At 64.1% G+C, this 13071-nt stretch carries 13 protein-coding genes; 8 read left to right on the top strand and 5 right to left on the bottom strand.

Annotated elements, in window-relative coordinates; translation table 11 throughout:
• Positions 1-269 precede the first annotated feature (269 nt).
• The 4 genes from mnmG to AC1P6P_RS03720 all read left to right on the top strand — a co-directional run bounded on the left by mnmG (position 270) and on the right by AC1P6P_RS03720 (position 4517).
• Entirely contained in the window at positions 270-2150 is a 1881-nt protein-coding gene (mnmG, locus tag AC1P6P_RS03735) for a tRNA uridine-5-carboxymethylaminomethyl(34) synthesis enzyme MnmG (protein ID WP_481401093.1), read from the top strand.
• On the top strand, positions 2140-2769 hold the full coding sequence (rsmG, locus tag AC1P6P_RS03730) for a 16S rRNA (guanine(527)-N(7))-methyltransferase RsmG (RefSeq protein WP_481401092.1): 630 nt from the start codon (positions 2140-2142) through the stop codon (positions 2767-2769). Before mnmG ends, rsmG begins: the two co-directional genes overlap by 11 nt.
• 1 nt (position 2770) lies before the next feature.
• Positions 2771-3586: a ParA family protein gene (locus tag AC1P6P_RS03725; protein ID WP_481401091.1), complete on the top strand. Its 816-nt coding sequence runs from the start codon at positions 2771-2773 to the stop codon at positions 3584-3586.
• A gap of 73 nt (positions 3587-3659) precedes the next feature.
• Entirely contained in the window at positions 3660-4517 is an 858-nt protein-coding gene (locus AC1P6P_RS03720; RefSeq protein WP_481401090.1) for a ParB/RepB/Spo0J family partition protein, read from the top strand.
• 57 nt (positions 4518-4574) lie between these two features.
• Here AC1P6P_RS03720 and hisA read toward each other — a convergent pair whose 3' ends face one another.
• The gene (gene hisA / locus AC1P6P_RS03715; RefSeq protein ID WP_481401089.1) at positions 4575-5300 is read right to left on the bottom strand and encodes a 1-(5-phosphoribosyl)-5-[(5-phosphoribosylamino)methylideneamino]imidazole-4-carboxamide isomerase; all 726 of its coding nucleotides are present in this window, start codon (positions 5298-5300) and stop codon (positions 4575-4577) included.
• A complete protein-coding gene (gene hisH, locus AC1P6P_RS03710; protein ID WP_481401088.1) occupies positions 5297-5941 on the bottom strand; it encodes an imidazole glycerol phosphate synthase subunit HisH in 645 nt (214 codons plus the stop codon). The genes hisA and hisH overlap by 4 nt, the downstream gene beginning before the upstream one ends.
• 109 nt (positions 5942-6050) lie before the next feature.
• Between hisH and AC1P6P_RS03705 the strand changes: the two genes are divergently transcribed.
• On the top strand, positions 6051-6962 hold the full coding sequence (locus tag AC1P6P_RS03705) for a retropepsin-like aspartic protease (RefSeq protein WP_481401087.1): 912 nt from the start codon (positions 6051-6053) through the stop codon (positions 6960-6962).
• A 3-nt stretch (positions 6963-6965) separates the two neighbouring features.
• Here the strand turns inward: AC1P6P_RS03705 and AC1P6P_RS03700 are convergent, their stop codons facing one another.
• Positions 6966-8753: a DUF4153 domain-containing protein gene (locus tag AC1P6P_RS03700; RefSeq protein ID WP_481401086.1), complete on the bottom strand. Its 1788-nt coding sequence runs from the start codon at positions 8751-8753 to the stop codon at positions 6966-6968.
• 131 nt (positions 8754-8884) lie between these two features.
• Here AC1P6P_RS03700 and AC1P6P_RS03695 point away from each other — a divergent pair, with 131 nt between their 5' ends.
• Both AC1P6P_RS03695 and AC1P6P_RS03690 read left to right on the top strand, forming a co-directional pair.
• A complete protein-coding gene (locus AC1P6P_RS03695) occupies positions 8885-9163 on the top strand; it encodes a type II toxin-antitoxin system RelE/ParE family toxin (protein WP_481401085.1) in 279 nt (92 codons plus the stop codon).
• An 8-nt stretch (positions 9164-9171) separates the two neighbouring features.
• Positions 9172-9459, top strand: a complete 288-nt coding sequence (locus AC1P6P_RS03690) for a HigA family addiction module antitoxin (RefSeq protein WP_481401084.1) — start codon at positions 9172-9174, stop codon at positions 9457-9459.
• Between the two features lie 52 nt (positions 9460-9511).
• Here the strand turns inward: AC1P6P_RS03690 and AC1P6P_RS03685 are convergent, their stop codons facing one another.
• Positions 9512-9940, bottom strand: coding sequence for a VOC family protein (locus AC1P6P_RS03685; protein WP_481401083.1), 429 nt, complete (start codon positions 9938-9940; stop codon positions 9512-9514).
• 45 nt (positions 9941-9985) lie between these two features.
• Positions 9986-11788, bottom strand: a complete 1803-nt coding sequence (gene lepA, locus AC1P6P_RS03680) for a translation elongation factor 4 (RefSeq protein ID WP_481401082.1) — start codon at positions 11786-11788, stop codon at positions 9986-9988.
• 146 nt (positions 11789-11934) lie between these two features.
• On the opposite strand from lepA, the gene AC1P6P_RS03675 reads away from it, so the two are divergent.
• The gene (locus tag AC1P6P_RS03675) at positions 11935-13071 is read left to right on the top strand and encodes a hypothetical protein (RefSeq protein WP_481401081.1); all 1137 of its coding nucleotides are present in this window, start codon (positions 11935-11937) and stop codon (positions 13069-13071) included.

Below are 13071 nucleotides of genomic sequence, written 5' to 3'. Positions count from 1 at the left end.
GAGGCACTGGTCCACCGCCGCCAGATCAGACTTGAGCCGCATGACGGCCAATTGCGCCTTGTGCAACTCCCCGGCAATCCGGGCGCGCTTTTCTTTCAGGGCGAAGACAACATGGGTTTCGGCCATGTCCCGGAGTATCCCGGGAAATCCCGCCAAATCCCACAATCTCGGCTTGGAAGCTTGCTACCTAATACCGTAAGTAGCCGCTGTTCCACGTGAAACAGCGACAAGACTTGCCCACAGGGGCCCACTCCCGTATTGGACCCGGCATGGGATACGACGTCATTGTGATCGGGGGTGGGCATGCCGGCTGTGAGGCGGCCGCGGCGTCGGCGCGCGCTGGCGCCAGGACTCTGCTCCTCACCCATCGCCTTGCGACGCTTGGCGAGATGAGCTGCAATCCCGCCATCGGCGGGGTCGGCAAGGGCCATCTCGTGCGCGAGATCGATGCCGCCGACGGATTGATGGGGCGGGTCGCTGACGCGGCCGGGATCCAGTTTCGCATTCTCAATCGACGCAAGGGTCCTGCCGTGCGGGGGCCGCGGGCTCAGGCTGACCGCGCTCTTTATCGCAGCGCAATGCAGGCTGCTCTGGCCGCCACGGCCAATCTCGCTATCCGCGAAGGCGCGGCGGAAGACCTGATCCTCAACGATGGCCGCGTCGCCGGGGTCATCACGGCGGATGGCACCACTTTGAGGGCCGGCGCCGTGGTTCTCACCACCGGCACTTTCCTCAAAGGGCTGATCCATTGCGGGGAGGTGACGTTTCCTGCCGGGCGTGCCCTTGCCGGCAAGGCCCGGTTTGACGAAGACGGCACCGAAAGGCCGTCTATTGGCCTTTCCGACACCCTGGCACGCTGCGGCTTTGCGCTGGGGCGGCTGAAAACCGGCACCCCCGCCCGTCTCGACGGCACGACCATCGACTGGCCGAGCCTGGAGGTGCAACATGGCGACGATCCGCCGACGCCGTTCTCCTTCCTCACCCGCGCCATCACCACGCCGCAGGTGGTTTGTCATATCACCCGCACCACCGAGGCGACCCACGAGGTCATCCGCTCCAATTTGAGCCGGGCGCCGTTGTTTTCCGGCCAGATCCACGGCCGCGGCCCCCGCTATTGTCCGTCGATCGAGGACAAGGTGGTCCGGTTTGCCCATCGCGCCAGCCATCAGATCTTTCTGGAGCCAGAGGGGCTCGATGACGACACCATTTATCCCAACGGCATCTCCACCTCGCTGCCGGAAGACGTCCAGCGGGCGCTGCTCGCTACCATTCCGGGCCTCGAAAAGGTGCGGGTGCTCAGGCCGGGCTATGCCATCGAATACGACTATGTCGATCCGCGCGAGCTGAAGCCCAGTTTGGAGACCAAACGGTTCGCCGGGCTGTACTTTGCCGGCCAGATCAACGGCACCACCGGTTATGAAGAGGCCGCCGCCCAGGGTTTGATGGCGGGTTTGAACGCCGCGCGGGCCGCTGGCGGGTCGGAACCGGTCCTGCTGGACCGCGCATCGGCTTATATTGGCGTCCTGATCGACGATCTCGTCACCAAGGGCGTGTCCGAGCCCTACCGGATGTTCACCTCGCGGGCCGAATACCGTCTGACGCTCCGGGCTGACAATGCCGATCAGCGCCTGACGCCGGCGTTTGCCGCTGCCGGATGCATCGGCCGTGAGCGCCGACAGGCCTTTGCCGCCAAGATGGAGCGGCTGGAGGAGGTGAGGGCGGTGATGGCCGGACTGTCGCTGACACCCAATCAGGCCCAGAAGCACGGGATTGCGGTACGCCTCGACGGCACTCGGCGTTCGGCGCATGAGCTGCTCGGCTTGCCGGGGGTGGATTTTCACGCTTTGACCGGGATTTGGCCAGACCTGGCCCGGTTTGGCGGCGGCATTGCCGAGCAATTGGAGATCGACGCCCAATATGCCGGCTATCTCGACCGCCAGGAGGCCGATATTGCCGCCTTCAAGCGCGATGAGGCGCTGGCGCTGCCCGAAACGCTCGATTATGCGACCGTGTGTGGGCTTTCCACCGAAGTTCGCCAGAAATTGACATCCATCCGCCCGGCCACCATTGGGCAAGCCTCGCGCATCGACGGCATCACGCCGGCGGCGCTGACTCTGGTGCTGGCACATGTGAGGGCCCATGCCGCCTGAGACTTTCGGTCGTGAAGAATTCGCGGCGGCGACGGGGGTTTCACGTGAAACCCTGGCGATGCTTGAGGCCTATGCCGAGATGCTGGCCGCGAGCCCCCATAACCTGGTCTCGGACGCCAGCCTGAAAGAGGTCTGGCATCGCCATTTCCTCGACTCGGCCCAGTTGGTGCCGCTGATCCCGGACGAAGCGCGGACTCTCGCCGATCTCGGCAGCGGAGCCGGATTTCCAGGTCTCGTTCTCGCCATCCTGCTGGGCGACCGCCTGAAGGCCAATCTGTTCGAGGCCACCAAGAAAAAGGCCGACTTCCTGCAATCCGTTGCCGACCGTCTCGGGCTCGGGGTCTATGTCCGCAACGAGCGGATCGAAACCTCGCCCAAACGGCGCTTCGACGTCATCACGGCGCGCGCCTTTGCGCCGTTGCCGGAGCTTCTCGGCTATGCACAGAAATTGGCTGGGCCGAGCACCGTCTGTCTGTTTTTGAAAGGCCAAAGCCACGCCGCCGAGTTGACCGATACCGAGCGGCACTGGAAAATGAACCTCCGGAAGCACACAAGCCAAACCCATCCGCTTGGCGTGGTTCTGGAGATCCGGGATTTGATCCATGTCTCCAGCGATTAACATGCCTTCTCCGTCCAAAAAGCCGCGTGTGATGGTCATCGCCAACCAGAAGGGCGGCGTCGGCAAGACCACCACGGCCATCAATCTGGGCACGGCGCTGGCGGCGGTCGGCGAACCGACCCTGATCATCGACATCGATCCGCAAGGCAACGCCTCCACCGGCCTCGGCATGGGGCGGAGCGAGCGGCGGGTGTCGATCTATGACGTCTTGACCGGCCAGGCCGATCTTGCCGCCGCGATCCATCCGACCCGCATTCCCAAATTGTCGATCGTGCCGGCGACGGTGGACCTGTCGGGCGCCGAACTCGAACTGATCAACGCCGAGCGGCGCAACTACCGGCTCAAGGACGCGATCGAAGATTATTCCGCACACGGACGATCTCCATTCTCCTATGCGCTGATCGACTGCCCGCCGTCGCTGACGCTGCTCACCGTCAATGCCATGGTCGCCGCCGATGCGGTGGTGGTGCCGCTGCAATGCGAGTTTTTTGCGCTCGAAGGCCTGACGCAGCTGCTCAACACCATCGAGCTGGTGCGCGAGAATTTGAATGCCGATCTCGAGCTGCAGGGCATCGTGCTGACCATGTTCGACAAGCGCAACAAGCTGTCGGATCAGGTCGCGGCCGACGTGCGCAGCCATCTCGGCGACAAGGTCTACAACACCGTGATTCCGCGCAACGTGCGCATTTCCGAAGCGCCGAGCCACGGCTTGCCGGCGCTGGTGTATGACCTCAAATGTCCGGGCAGCCAGGCCTATATCAAGCTGGCCGGCGAATTGATCCAGCGCGAACGCATTCGGGCCATCGCGGCCCAATGAATTCCTTGATACCTGCGCTTTCGGACGGAAACCGGATTGCACTTTTCCTGACAGCGCCCTGATGGAGACGGAGATGGCAGAAGACGTTCGCCCGCGTGGGCTCGGTCGGGGCTTGTCGGCACTGATCGGCGACGAGGCACCGCGTTCGGGCAATCGCGCCCCGCGCCAGGTGCCGACCGCCTTCCTGCGCCCCAACAAATTCCAGCCGCGCAAAACCTTCGTCGAGGACGACCTCAACGACCTGATCGCCTCGGTCAAGGACAAGGGCATTTTGCAGCCGCTGTTGGTGCGCCCGATTGCCGGCGAGCCGAACGTCTACGAAATCGTCGCTGGCGAGCGGCGGTGGCGGGCGGCCCAGGCGGCCAAGCTGCACGAAGTGCCGGTGATCGTGCGTGAGCTGACGGACGGTCAGGCGCTCGAATTCGCCATCATCGAGAACGTTCAGCGCTCCGACCTCAATGCCATCGAAGAGGGGCTCGCCTATCAGGAACTGATGGACCGCTTTTCCTATACCCAGGAGAAACTGGCGGACGCCGTCGGCAAGAGCCGGCCGCATGTCGCCAACACCCTGCGGCTGCAGAAGCTGCCGGAGTCGGTGCGGATCCTGGTGCGCGACGGCAAGCTGACCCCGGGCGCGGCGCGGACCCTGATCGGCGATCCCGAGGCCGAAGCGCGGGCGCTGGAAATCGTCGCCGGGGGGCTCAATGTCCGTCAGGCCGAACAGCGTTCAAAGGAGAAACGGGCAGGCACCAAGCCGGCTCGGACGCCGGTTGCGGTCGATCCCAACATCAAAGAGCTGGAAGAAAGCCTCGCCAACATCTTGGGGCTGAAAGTTCAGATTGTGGATAAAGGCGAAGCGGGCGAGGTGCGGGTTTTCTATAAGACACTGGAACAACTCGACGATCTCATCCTGCGCCTGAAGAAATTCTGATAACCGGCTTATCCACAACACACTCCATAGTGGAATTACCGCTACCTATATGCGCAATCAGTGTTCGGTCAGCTTGAGCGCGGCGGCAGGGTCGATCCTGCCGTCATAAAGCGCCCGCCCGATCACGACGCCCTCGATATTGGGCTCCTGGGCGGCTACCAGGGCCGCGATGTCCGAAATATCCGACACCCCGCCCGAGGCGATCACAGGAATGGAAAGCGAACGCGCCAATACTGCCGTCGCGTCAACATTGACGCCCGTCAGCAGGCCATCGCGGTCGACATCGGTGTAGAGCACGGCCGCGACACCGGCATCCTCGAAGCGTTTGCCGAGTTCGACCGGGGTCAGCTCGCTGGTTTCGGCCCAGCCGGCGGTGGCGATCTTGCCGCCTTTGGCGTCGGCCCCGACCACGATCCGCCCGGGAAAGGCGCGCGCCGCTTCCTTCACCAGCGACGGATTGGTGAGCGCGACAGTGCCGAGGATGACGCGGGTAATGCCGGCTTCCAGCCATGCCGCGATTCCGGCCATATCACGCAGGCCGCCGCCAAGCTCGATCGGCAGAGTGATGGCGGCACGGATGGCCGCCACCGCCGCGGCATTGACCGAGTGGCCGGCAAAGGCACCGTTGAGATCGACGCAATGCAGCCATTGAAAGCCGGCGTCGGCGAAACTCTTGGCCTGGGCGGCGGGGTCATCGTTGAAGACGGTGGCGCTATCCATCTCGCCGCGCTTCAGCCGCACGCAATGGCCGTCCTTCAAATCGATGGCGGGAAAAATGATCACGGCGTCCACTCCAGGAAATTGCCGAGGAAGGTGAGGCCGAACGCCTGGCTCTTCTCGGGGTGGAACTGGGTGCCGACGATGTTGTCGCGCCCGATCATTGCCGCTACTGCGCCGCCGTAATTGGTGGTGGCGAGCAGATGCTGCTTGTCGGACGGCTTGAAGCAAAAGGAATGGACGAAATAGGCATGGGCGCCCCCATCGAGATCGGCGAACAGAGGATGGTTTTTCACCAGCCGCAACTCGTTCCAGCCCATGTGCGGGATTTTCAACGCCGGATCGGCAGGGGTGAGACGGACGACTTCGCCGGGAATCCAGCCCAGCCCTTTGTGATCGCCGAACTCGCGCCCGACGCTGGCGAGCAGCTGCATGCCGACGCAGATGCCGAGGAACGGGGTTTTCTTGACCAGCACCGCCTCGCGCAGCGCGTCGACCATGCCGGGAAGCTTGGTGAGGCCGCCCATGCAATCGGCAAAGGCGCCGACGCCCGGCAGCACGATGCGATCGGCGGCGCCCGCCACCACCGGATCGGAGGTGACGACCACCTGGCGGTCGAGCCCGCGCTCGCTGGCGGCCCGCGCCAACGCCTTTTCGGCGGAACGCAGGTTGCCGGAGCCATAATCAATCAAGGCGACAAGCGACATTGAACGATCCCTTCGGCCGGTTCCTTAGCCCATCTTGCCGCTCCGACCAACAGGGGGGCGGCGCAATTGGCGATGCGCGCGCGGCCCTGCTACGGTTTGAAACCGGACGATGGAGGGTGGGGTAAAGCTGGCGTTCCTGGCAGCAGTGGGGTTGGCGCACGCGGCGGCGGCGGCGCCACTGACCGTGCCGTTTGATTTCTCCAAGTCCGCCATCGGATTGGAGGTCCGCGTCCACGACACTGCGCTCTATATGATCCTCGACACCGGGGTCGATCCGTCGGTGATCGATTTGACGCGGGCCAAAGCGCTCGGCCTCACGCTCGACCAAGGGTCCGGCGGCGAAGCCTCGGGCGCCGGCGATGCCAAGCAATCGACGGTCTTTCCGGCACGGCTCGAAGGGCTTGCGATCGCCGGTCGCGATTTTCCCGCCGTCGACGCGCTCGCCTTCGACATGAGCGCCTTGTCGGCCCGCTACGGCCGCCCGCTCGATGGTGTCCTCGGCTACAGTTTTCTCAACGGCCGGGTGGTGCTGATCGACTATCCCAAAACGCGGTTCACTCTTCTCGACAGGCCCGGTGATGCGCTCGAGGCGGTGAAGACCTGCCGCAAGCATCACAGCCTGCCGCTGACGTTTTTCCCCGAAGAGAACATCCCGGCGCTGCCCGGATTCCGTTTCGGCGACGCCACCGGCACCATCAGTCTCGACACCGGCTCGTCGGGCGGCATTTCGCTGTTTCAGAAAGCGCTCGATCTGCCGGGGTTAAAAGACAAGCTGTCGGAAAAGGGCGAGGTCTCTTTCACCGGCGGGCGCGGCAATGGCACGGCGAAAACCTTCGTGCTCGCCGCCGCGGTAGGCTTCGGGCCGTTTTCCCTACCGGCCGGCCAGACGGTGACGCTGCGCGGCTCCACCCCGGACGGGCGCGCCGCCAACGTTGGCAACCGCGTCTTCGCGGCGATGGGGCTGAAGATGCTGCTCGATTATCAGCATCACATCATGACGCTCTACGGCGACTGCCGCTGAGCCTCAGGGACACGTCGCCGGCTCGTCGGGCGGCGCCACCACCCAGCGCCGCCCATTGAGCACGAGATCGCGCTCGACCGGCACCACCGCGGTGACCTGCCCGGCGAGAAGTGCTTCGTAATCCTTGGCGCACAGCACCTTGTTGAGCGAGCCGATCTCGCGCCAAGTACCGGCATCCTGGCGATAAATGGAAATCTGCGTGAAGCGGCCGGGTTGCTCGGAGCCGTAGATCAAGATGATCGCATCGCCGCTGCCGTCGAGGTTCTTGATCAGCGCCTTGCAGGTCCAGCGATCCGTGAACTCGCCGGTCAGGCAGGGGTGGACGCCGAAACCGGTCCTGGTCTGCGCGAGGAAGGATGCCGGCAGCTTGGCGCCGGGCGTCAGCATCGTGATGTGCTTTTCGATCGCTTTGGGACTGTTGTCGACCGCGACCGGGGCGGCATAGGTATAGCGCCTTTCTAGCGCATCCTTGGCGGCCGCAGCGATGGTGGAATTTTTCGAACGCACCAGCCGTTCCAGCGCCGCCTTGCCAAAGCGGCCGCCGTCGCGGTGGAGATAGTAGAAATCGAATTTGTCGGCGGCGATCTTGCCGGACTCGAGTCGCGCCACCTGGCTCGCGACCGCAATGCGGGCCGGATCGGCGAGCGGCGACAGCAGCGCCGCGATCACGCCGAGCACCAGCAAGGCCGCCCAGAAATTCCACCGCTCGAGCGGCTTGAACCACGCCGACTGCCACAGCGCCGCGATGGCGTAGCCGATGGCATAGGCGGTGGCGATCACCACCGAGGCCACCGCGGTAATGCGCTCGCCGCTCCAGCCGTATTGCGCCACGCGCAGGTACACCGCATAGGCGGCGAGTGCCACGATCGGGATCAGGAGCAGACCACCGACGCTGGCGGCGACCTTCAGCACCACCACCGGCTCGCGCTCCTTGTCGCCATCCTGATACGTGGCATTGATCAGCATCACCAGCCACGCCGACGCCACCAGCAGCAGCGACGTCGCCATGCGCGTGTTCCACAACGGCTCGAGTCCGGTGAAGAACAGCGCCACCAGGAAGCCGGCGGCGATCAGGGTGAGGAGCGGCAACAGCCACGAAAACAAGGCCAGCACCAGGGTGCGGGCACCGCGCACCAGCGCGCTGCGGCCGTCGGTGATGTGGAAGGCGGCGGCGACGGCGAGCGTGGTGGCGGGAATGGCGAACCAGCGGTGCTCGATCAGCTTCTGCAGGAAGTCGAGATTGATCAGCTTGAACAGTGCCGCGCCGAGGAAGAGAAGCGCCCAGAAAATGCCGACGAAGACGGCGGCGAGGGCGATCTGCAGGCCCTGTTTCCAGGCGACATCGAAATGGCTGGGATAGGCGGCGATGACTTTGCGGTCGCTGTCGCCGGCGACTACCAGCGCCTGGGCGATGAACAGGAACACCGCGGTGAGGAACATGGTGGCGCCGCCGGCGATCAGACGCGGCGCCTCATAGGTGCTGCCGTTCGACCATTGCGGTTCGGTCGGCCAGCCGTGCCAGATGTCGTAACCGGCGAAGAAGGCGGTCACAAGCGTGGCGGCCAGCGTCCATGCGAGCAGCGTGCGCCGCCGGACCGTGCCGAGCGCCTGGATGACCAGCAGCGGCACATACAAAAACACCGCAACGAGGGGCGCGAACAGCAGCCCGTCGGTGGCGGGCCAGACCTTGTCGTCGAAGGCGAGATAAAGAAGGTAGAGGAGCAGACCTTGCGCCAAGCCCACCATCAACCGTGTCGCAAACACCGCGCTGCGCGAACCCTCATCCGACATGACAACCCCCCAGCCGAACCGGGCGGGAGTTTAGCGCAAATGGGGATGATTTGCGCGTCAGATATTGACGGACCAACGCAGGCAAATTGTTACGCTTGACGTAACGCATAAATCCGTCTAGCCTGTGTGCCATGATCCAGGGCTACGGGGACGCTCGGACCGAACGGTTCGCGCACGGGGAGCGGGTCAAGGCGTTCGAGCCGTTCCGGCGCAAGGCCGAAATGGTGTTGGACCGGCTCGACATGGCGACAAGCCTGACGGACATCGCGGCCTTTCCTGGTCATCATCTGGAGAAATTGAGCGGCGATCGCAAAGGCCAACACAGTGTCAGGATCAACGACCAGTGGCGAATTTGCTTTGTGTGGGGCGTCGGCGGTCCGGGCAAGGTTGAAATCGTCGATTACCATTGAGGTACGTTATGGCACGGTCCCCCATTCATCCCGGTAAGCATCTGGCCGAAGCGCTGGAGGAAACCGGATTGTCGGCAGCCGAGTTCGCGCGCCAGATCGCCGTGCCGACCAATCGCATCACCTCGATCTTGAACGGCCAGCGCGCCATCTCCGCCGACACCGCCCTGCGCCTCGGCCACTGGTTCGGCATGAGCGCCGAGTTCTGGCTGAATCTACAGAAGCTGTACGAGCTACGGCAGGCCGAGCAGGAGAAAGGCGAAGAGATCAGGAAACTGCCGAAGAGATGGGCGGCATAACATGAGTGCTTGACGTCGTGCTCACATTGACCCGCCGGCCAAGCAGGGACCATTACGGCATCAGGCGCCAGCCGCCCTGGACGAACTGCCAGCGCCGGCCGGAATCATCCAGCCAGTCGCCGACTGGACGATCCGGATTGGCATCGGAGCCGATGCGCAAGACATTGCCGTCGAGGTCTTCCACCTGCATCTCCAGCGCCCATTCGTAATTGGTCGGAGGGTTGCGGATGGTGGCGCCCTTGCCGGCATATTCGCGGTACAGCGCTTCCACGTCGGGCACGCCGATCCAGGTCCAGGCGCGGCCGCCGCCCTGGTCGCCCTGGGCGAGGAAAATCTGGCAATTGCCGCGCGTGACATTGGCGAAAATCGAGGAGCGCCATTGCAGCGTGAAGCCGAGCCGGGTCGCATAATAGTCGATGGCCGCTTCGATATCAGAGACGCGCAACACCGGGGTCGCCGGGCCAAAATGGTCTTCGGACATACAAACCTCCGTTGAACAGCTGCAAACCGATGCCGAAAGCGAGCGCTAATCCTGATCCATCTTCAGCGCCGCGATGAAGGCTTCCTGCGGGATGTCGACCTTGCCGAACTGGCGCATCTTCTTCTTGCCCTCTTTCTGCTTGTCGAGGAGCTTGCGCTTGCGGGTGATGTCGCCGCCGTAGCACTTGGCGGTCACGTCCTTGCGCAGGGCCGAAATGGTTTCGCGGGCGATGACCTTGCCGCCGATCGCCGCCTGGATCGGAATCTTGAACAAATGGCGCGGGATCAGATCCTTCAGTTTTTCGCACATGCCGCGGCCGCGCGATTCCGCGCGCTGACGGTTGACGATCATCGACAAGGCATCCACCGCCTCGTCGTTGACGAGAATGCTCATCTTGACGAGATCGCCCTCGTGATAGCCTTCCAAATGATAATCGAAGCTGGCATAGCCGCGGGAAACCGACTTCAGCCGGTCGTAGAAGTCGAACACCACTTCATTCAGCGGCAGGCGGTAGATCACCATGGCGCGGTTGCCGGCGTAGGTCAGCTCGATCTGCTCGCCGCGGCGGTCCTGGCAGAGCTTGAGCACGGCGCCGAGATAATCATCGGGTACCATCACGGTGGCGCGAATCCACGGCTCCTCGATCTTTTCAATCTTGGTGACCTCGGGCATGTCGGCGGGATTGTGCAGCTCGATGACGTCGCCGTCGGTCATGTGAATGCGATAGATGACGCTCGGCGCGGTGGCGATCAGCTCGAGATTGAACTCGCGCTCCAGCCGCTCCTGGATGATTTCGAGATGCAGCAGGCCGAGGAAGCCGCAGCGGAAGCCGAAGCCGAGGGCGGCGCTGGTTTCCATCTCATAGGTGAAGCTGGCGTCATTGAGATGCAGCCGGGCGAGCGCATTGCGCAAATCCTCGAACTGGGCAGCATCGACCGGGAACAGGCCGCAGAACACCACCTGTTGCGCCGCCTTGAAGCCGGGCAGGGCCTCGTCGGCGGGTTTGCGGTCATCGGTGATGGTGTCGCCGACATGGGTTTCGGCGACTTCCTTGATCTGGGCGGTGATGAATCCGACTTCGCCCGGACCGAGACTGTCGATCAGCACCTGCTTGGGGGTGAAATAGCCGACGCGCTCGACCTGATAGGCGGCGCCCGAGGCCATCATGCGAATCTTCTGGCCCTTCTTCAGCTCGCCGTCGACGATGCGGACCAGAACGATGACCCCGAGATAGGCGTCGTACCAGGAATCGATCAGCAGCGCTTTCAGCGGCGCTTCGGCCCGGCCTTTGGGCGGCGGCAGGCGGGTGACGACGCCTTCCAGCACCGCCTCGATGTTGATCCCGGTCTTGGCCGAAATCGCGATGGCGTCGGAGGCGTCGATGCCGATGACGTCCTCGATCTGCTGCTTGATGCGGTCGGGCTCGGCGGCGGGCAGGTCGATCTTGTTGAGCACCGGCACGATTTCGAGGCCGGCATCGATCGCCTGATAAACATTGGCGAGGGTCTGGGCTTCCACCCCTTGGCTGGCGTCGACCACCAGCAGCGCTCCTTCGCAGGCGGCGAGGCAGCGGCTGACCTCATAGGCAAAGTCGACGTGGCCGGGCGTGTCCATCAGATTGAGGGTGTAGGTCTCGCCGTCCTTGGCCTTGTAGTCGAGGCGGACGGTCTGGGCCTTGATGGTGATGCCGCGCTCGCGCTCGATCTCCATGTTGTCGAGCACCTGATCCTTCATCTCGCGGGTGGTGAGCCCGCCGGTGAACTGGATCAGCCGGTCGGCCAGCGTCGACTTGCCGTGGTCGATATGGGCCACGATGGAGAAATTGCGGATGTGCTTGAGGTCGGTCATTGAAACTCATGGTTTGGCCCAAAGCTTTGCTGCCCGAGGCCCTGGGCGGCTTCATAGCTGCGACGCTCCACCCTGTCGAGGCCGGCCAAAAAGGGTTAAGTTCGGCGCCCATTCGGCGCTTTGCGCCGCTGTCCGGGAGGGGAACCATGAAACGCATCGTTTTGGGGCTGTTGGCGGCCGCATTGCTGTTGCCGGTCGGGGCGGCGGCCGATGTCGGCAGCGTCCTCGGCGACCTGGTCAGCGGCAAGTCGGCGGCGGAGGCCTTCACCGGCACCTGGACCGGACCGGCCGGCAGCGACATCGACCATATCGTGGTGACTGCCGTGGGCTCGGGGCCAGTGCGCATCCAGGTGTTCGGCCGCTGCGAGGCCCGGGTCTGCAACTGGGGCGCGCTGCCGGCGCGGATCCGTTCCGACGGGCCGACCTCCGAGGCGATCCGCAGCTTGGCCGCCGATTTCAACCTTGGCTTTGCACTGCGACACATTACCCTGCATCGCCTGCCCGGTAACGTTCTGCGCTTCGACATGGTGACGGAGTTCACCGACGGCTCCAGCCGCCACGATTACGAAACCGCCGGCCAGCTCGTTCCCGCCGGCGCCCAGCTTGCCGCCGCACCGCCGCAGGCAGCCCCCGTCCCGCCGGCCGCCGCTCAAACCGCTGCGGCCCCGCAGCAGGTTCCGCAAGCGGCTGCTCCCGTCGCCGGTTCCGGCATCACCGTGCTCAATCCGCTGTCGTGGTTCGAATCCAAGCCGGCCACGCCGGCGACCCAGACCGGACCGGTGGCGGACGACAATTCGATGCCGGTGGCCGCCTCCACGGCGCCCCCGGTCGACGACTGTTTTTCGATCGACACCGCCCACGTCTATCTCGTCAACAACAACGGCAATTGGAACGTGCGCGACTTCCTGCATGTGGTGCAGGGTTTTGGCCCCTATCGCGTCGCCGCCGACCAGGGTCAGCGGGTGATCGCCTTTTACCGGTTTAATGAGGTCTGCCACATCGGCCGCGGTGCCACCAACATGACCTTCTTCCGCACCGCCGGCGAGGTGCCGAACCAGCCGATGCCAGGTCAGGATTGCATCGACATCCATCCCGAACAGGTCGCAGCGGTCCATCGCGACGATGATTGGAAGGTGGCCGATGCCAGCCACGAAATTTTCAACTACGGCAGTGACCATGACGGCGCCACCCAGGCCGCCACGATGATCAAAGCCCTCGCCCTGTCGCACCAGTGCTATTACGACCGCAGCGATCTGGCGACCTCGTACTGGCTGGCGCGATAG

The sequence above is a fragment of the Rhizomicrobium sp. genome, from assembly GCF_056722145.1.
The sequence above is the reverse complement of the archived record's forward strand: the minus strand, read 5'-3'. Positions and strand labels throughout refer to the sequence as shown.

Bases quoted from the DNA above. Each gene is read 5' to 3' on its own strand.
- rsmG (WP_481401092.1), top strand. From the start codon at position 2,140: ATGCCGCCTGAGACTTTCGGTCGTGAAGAATTCGCGGCGGCGACGGGG.
- AC1P6P_RS03685 (WP_481401083.1), bottom strand. From the start codon at position 9,940: ATGTCCGAAGACCATTTTGGCCCGGCGACCCCGGTGTTGCGCGTCTCT.
- AC1P6P_RS03700 (WP_481401086.1), bottom strand. From the start codon at position 8,753: ATGTCGGATGAGGGTTCGCGCAGCGCGGTGTTTGCGACACGGTTGATG.
- AC1P6P_RS03705 (WP_481401087.1), top strand. From the start codon at position 6,051: ATGGAGGGTGGGGTAAAGCTGGCGTTCCTGGCAGCAGTGGGGTTGGCG.
- AC1P6P_RS03725 (WP_481401091.1), top strand. From the start codon at position 2,771: ATGCCTTCTCCGTCCAAAAAGCCGCGTGTGATGGTCATCGCCAACCAG.
- AC1P6P_RS03690 (WP_481401084.1), top strand. From the start codon at position 9,172: ATGGCACGGTCCCCCATTCATCCCGGTAAGCATCTGGCCGAAGCGCTG.
- mnmG (WP_481401093.1), top strand. From the start codon at position 270: ATGGGATACGACGTCATTGTGATCGGGGGTGGGCATGCCGGCTGTGAG.
- hisH (WP_481401088.1), bottom strand. From the start codon at position 5,941: ATGTCGCTTGTCGCCTTGATTGATTATGGCTCCGGCAACCTGCGTTCC.
- AC1P6P_RS03720 (WP_481401090.1), top strand. From the start codon at position 3,660: ATGGCAGAAGACGTTCGCCCGCGTGGGCTCGGTCGGGGCTTGTCGGCA.
- AC1P6P_RS03695 (WP_481401085.1), top strand. From the start codon at position 8,885: ATGATCCAGGGCTACGGGGACGCTCGGACCGAACGGTTCGCGCACGGG.
- lepA (WP_481401082.1), bottom strand. From the start codon at position 11,788: ATGACCGACCTCAAGCACATCCGCAATTTCTCCATCGTGGCCCATATC.
- AC1P6P_RS03675 (WP_481401081.1), top strand. From the start codon at position 11,935: ATGAAACGCATCGTTTTGGGGCTGTTGGCGGCCGCATTGCTGTTGCCG.